At 34.3% G+C, this 4,762-nt stretch carries 4 protein-coding genes, 1 tRNA gene and 1 pseudogene; all 6 read right to left on the bottom strand.

The features are described 5' to 3' along the window. Positions 1–1,136, bottom strand: a protein-coding gene (locus tag A9G37_RS03685; RefSeq protein WP_141671035.1) for an IS3 family transposase whose coding sequence is annotated in 2 segments (ribosomal slippage) — positions 1–890 and positions 890–1,136 — 1,137 coding nt annotated over the 2 segments. Because the reading frame shifts where the segments join, the coding sequence is not laid out codon by codon here. This gene is flagged as partial in the annotation. Between the two features lie 281 nt (positions 1,137–1,417). Continuing rightward, positions 1,418–1,493 (bottom strand) — tRNA-Lys (locus A9G37_RS03675). Positions 1,494–1,625: 132 nt separating this feature from the next. After that, the gene (gene ybgF / locus A9G37_RS03670) at positions 1,626–2,363 is read right to left on the bottom strand and encodes a tol-pal system protein YbgF (protein WP_034914776.1); all 738 of its coding nucleotides are present in this window, start codon (positions 2,361–2,363) and stop codon (positions 1,626–1,628) included. A 67-nt stretch (positions 2,364–2,430) separates the two neighbouring features. Beyond that, positions 2,431–2,910: a peptidoglycan-associated lipoprotein Pal gene (pal, locus tag A9G37_RS03665; protein ID WP_034914778.1), complete on the bottom strand. Its 480-nt coding sequence runs from the start codon at positions 2,908–2,910 to the stop codon at positions 2,431–2,433. A 160-nt stretch (positions 2,911–3,070) separates the two neighbouring features. Next, positions 3,071–4,366 carry a Tol-Pal system beta propeller repeat protein TolB gene (tolB, locus tag A9G37_RS03660; protein ID WP_065574659.1) on the bottom strand — a complete coding sequence of 432 codons (1,296 nt, stop codon included), beginning with the start codon at positions 4,364–4,366 and terminating at the stop codon, positions 3,071–3,073. Between the two features lie 214 nt (positions 4,367–4,580). Further along, a pseudogene (locus tag A9G37_RS12795) lies at positions 4,581–4,762 on the bottom strand (IS30 family transposase); the annotation flags it as partial.

The following is a 4,762-nucleotide window of genomic DNA, read 5'->3' as shown; positions in this document are numbered from 1 at the left end:
GTTTTGGTAATATTGTTGTTCATATTGTTCAGGTGATACCCAGCCATTGGCTGAATGACGGCGTATCCGATTATAATAGATTTCAATATATTCAAATAGTGCTTTATTAGCCTGCTTCCTCGTTTTATAGTAACAGTCATGAATAATATGGGTTTTGAGTGTATGAAAAAAACTCTCAACAACCGCATTATCAAAGCAGTTTCCTCTTCGACTCATGCTTTGCCTTAGCCCATATTGTAATAATAATTGCTTGAAATCTGCACTGCAATATTGGCTTCTTTGGTCACTATGAATGAGTACATTTTTAGGAAAGTGACGCCGAAATAAGGCTTGTTTTAATGTATTACACACTAAATGACGGTCTATGTAGCGACTGGTTTGCCTAGCAATCACTTTTCGTCCATATAAATCGATAATCACCGACAAATATAACCAACCTTCACCTGTTTTAATATAAGTAATATCAGTTACCCATGTTTTATTAGGCTTATCAGGGTTAAATTGCCTATCTAACGTGTTGGGCACAATATTGTGATGAGCCGTGTCTGTTTTATACTTGAATTTACGTGCTGCTTTACTATGTAATCTCAAACTACGTAATCCCAATTGTTGCAAAACACGGCTAATTGTCCTTTCTGAAACTTGATAGCCCGCTTCTCTTGCATCATGAAGCAGGCTTGGTGCACCCAAACGGGCTTTATGTTGCCAATACTGTTTTTGGATATACTCGCTGAGTTTGGCAGATTTGTTTGCTCTTTTTAACCAAGCATAATAAACTGATGAACTGACACCAAGTAATCGGCATATCCTAGTAACGGGATAGCTAGTTAAATGATTTTTCATATAAGCGTACTTCACCGACTTGGATTGTTGATGATATGCACATGCGCCTTTTTTAGTATATCATTGGCCATTTTCAGTTCTTTAATCTCTTTTTCTAACGCCATAATCCGCTGTTGCTCAGCTGTTAACTCTCGACGGCTAGTTTTATTCGGGGAAAGTTGCCTAATCCATTTATCTAGGGTTGATTTACCCACACCTAGATAGTTGGCAAGTTCGCTGATAGAAAGGTGTGCATTAGATAACGCATAATCCACTGATTGTTGTTTAAATTCGATACTAAATTTTTTGACCATGATATTTGTCTCCTATGATTTTTGTTTATATCATAGAGGCGACTTTTGTCCACTTTTTTGGCGAGGATCAATTTAGAATCAGCAAGTAACTAGCGATTCAAAAGATAGGAGTATAAAACTGAGAGAAAGTTTTTTCTTATTTAGGTGCAACTGATCAATATAAAAAGGAACTTATCGTAAAATATTTATCAATATTATGTTTGCTAAGATCATTTTCCTAAAAAACTTATTGCTTTCTTTAATTGGAAAAAATTTACTGGTTAAATTTTAAAATTTAATAATGGTGGGTCGTGAGCGATTCGAACGCTCGACCAACGGATTAAAAGTCCGCTGCTCTACCGACTGAGCTAACGACCCATTTGATAAGAACTACTATGCGCTTAATAGCTGAAACGATAAGTAATTTCGGGGTGCTATAATACTTATAATTGTATTACTACGCAACCACTTTATTGCTACATTTTTCTAATAGATGATTATTTATACATTTCATTTTAGTGACGCTAACTTTTTATTAGCAAGCACTACCGCATTCTTATCTTTTGGGTATTTATTCACTACTTGTTGAAAAACAGTTTTAGCTTTTTTGGTATCTCCTTTATCAAGTAAAATTAACCCCACTTTATAAAGACTATCAGCAGCTTTGGAAGAAGACGGAAAATCTTTTACTACAGTAGCATAATAAAATGAAGCATCATTTTTTTTACTTTGTTTATATAAAAGCTGACCTAGCCAATAGTTAACATTAGCTCGATAACTAGACTTTGGATAAGATTTCAGATGTTTTTTAAAGGCATCAATAACCTCGTTATTTTGCTTGCCTTCATTAACAAATCGGATTATAAAATTATAATCCGCTTTATCATCGCCAGTAGTTACCCATCCAGATAAATCTGATGAAGATTTGGACAAAGTAGGATCTGAAGATGTTTTTGAACTATATCCTTCTCCTTGTAAATCAAAATCGGTATTTGAAGAAAATCCTGAACTATTAGTCATTTGTTGAAGAATCATTTTCTGGCGTTCAATTATCTGATTAAGTTGATATTTTGTCTCTTCTAACTGACCACGAAGAGTATCTACATCTGCTTGCAAATCGCTAATTTTTTGTTGGTTTTCAATCAATAGCTGTCCTTGTGCTTGAACCGTTTGATCAATGTCGGAACTACTTGCTGCACAACCAGTAAATAAAAGGAATAAAAGTAATGTGAGTATTTTTTTATGCATATTATATAAGACTCAGTGTAAACTTAAAATTAAAAACGGCTGAATAATCAGCCGCTATAAGATGTTATTAGTATCCTACATAGGTTACTACTGCACGACGATTTTTAGCATACGCTTCTTCATCATGACCTAACACAGCAGGTTTTTCTTTACCATAAGAAACGATTTCCATTTGACTTGCAGAAGCACCGTTACCTTGTAAATATGATTTAACTGCAGCAGCACGACGTTCACCTAATGCGATATTATATTCTGGAGTACCGCGTTCATCAGCATGACCTTCAATAACAACTTTTATGTTACTTGTACGAATAAATTCAGCATGTGCATTTAATAATGTTGCATATTCAGATCTAACATTATATTTATCAAAGTCAAAATAAACTGTATTAATTTGTTGTAATTTTTGAAGTTGCTCTAAGGCTTCTTTTGATAAAGCACCATTTAAATTACCACTAACGGTTTGGCTGCTATTAGATGAGCAAGCAGTTACAGCGATTAATGGTAAAGCAACCGCTGCTACTTTAAGAAATTTAGAAAATTGCATTGTATAAACTCCTGTTGTTTGAATAAATTCTATTTATATATCTAACTAACTTCTAAGTAACGCCCATTACAGGCCTGAAAGATTAGAGTAATATATTATAACGACCTTAAACTTTACACAATTTTAATAATTGAAATGTAGTTGTTTTTTTAAGCTGTCTTTATAAATATGGTGACCATGCAGGGAATTTTACTTGCCCATCGGTTGCTGGTAACCTTGCTTTGAAATTACCATCTGTAGATACAAGGTTCAAAATTGTACCTAATCCCTGAGATGAACTATAAATAATCATTGTACCGTTCGGTGCAATACTTGGGGTTTCATCTAAAAAAGTATCAGTTAAACGTTGATAGGTTTTTGTATCCATATCATATCGAGTTATATGCTGTTCACCATTATTAGTTGATATCATTGCAATAAAAGAGCCGTCAGGTGACACTTTAGCATTCTGATTTTGCGTATTATCCCAAGTTACCCTTTGCGATTCGCCAGTATTGGTATTAATACTATATAACTGAGGTCGACCCGCTTGATCGGAAGTATAAACAATTGTTTGATTGTCTGGCATCCAAGATGGTTCTGTATCATTACTACGGCTAGAAGTAATTTGAGTAATTTTCTTACTACTTAAATTCATCATATATAAATTTAAACTACCACCTTTAGATAGAACAAATGCTAATTTACTACCATCTGGAGAAAATGCTGGTGCTCCATTATGTTGAGGGAAAGAAGCTATTGTTTGTACAGCTCCACTATCCAGAGTTTTTAACACTAATGAAGAATGCCCTCCTTCAAAAGTTACATAAGCTATTTTTTTCCCATCTGGTGACCAAGTAGGAGACATTAATGGTTCCTTAGAACGATGAACAGTAATTTGATCATAACCATCATAATCAGACACTCTTAATTCGTGCGAAAACGGCCCTTTAGTCATTTTTACAACATAAGCAATTCGTGTTCTAAATGCACCCTTAATACCAGTTAGTGATTCAAAGATTTCATCGCTTGCAGTATGAGCTGCATAACGAACCCAACGCTTTTCAATAGAGAATTGATTTTGAGCTAAAACTGTACCTGGACGATTAACTGTATCGACTAATTGATAATTTATAAGATATTTTCCTGACGCATCAGGTTGTATTGAGCCAACAACAACAGCTGAAACACCAACTTTGTTCCATACAGTTGGAGTAACCTCCGAAACTGTTGTCGGTTTCTGAGGCATTTGATTAACGTCAATAGGATTGAACTTACCACTGTTACGCAAATCAGAAGCAATAATTTCTTCAATGGCTTGTGGAGGTTCTCCACCACCTGTCCATTTAAATGGGGCAACAGCTATAGGTTTAGCTGAACTCACTCCATCAGTAATAATAATTCTAACTTCAGAATTAGCCATTGAGGTAAAAAGTAAAATAAAACAAGTTGCCAAAAAGCGGGAGGCGAATTTGATCATCTTAAATTCCTTAATAAAAATAAGATACATAGAGTTGAATAAAATATAAAATCATAAAAAACAGAAAACCAAGCTTTTAGGAATTCATATACTGTCTCTAATTAATTCCACATATTAAGCTTTACAAACCATTAACAATTATACCCTGAGAAAGATAGTCGATATCTAGTCGCAAGTCTATAGCCTTTAAAATAAAAAGATTTTTATTATCCTAGATTACACCATGAAGTGCAATTCTTCTTAGCTCCTTAGAATAAAAATCGGCAGGGCTTTTAAACTTATGCCGTTTTCTTGGGCGTGTGTTCAATAGATATTGTATTTTCTTTATCTGTTTGTCGTCAACTAATGAAATGGCCGCTGACTTAGGTATAAACTGACGTATTAAGCCATTGG

It is taken from the genome of Gilliamella sp. GillExp13 (genome assembly GCF_001690815.1).
GTDB classification, from domain to species: domain Bacteria; phylum Pseudomonadota; class Gammaproteobacteria; order Enterobacterales; family Orbaceae; genus Gilliamella; species Gilliamella bombi.
The sequence above is the reverse complement of the archived record's forward strand: the minus strand, read 5'-3'. Positions and strand labels throughout refer to the sequence as shown.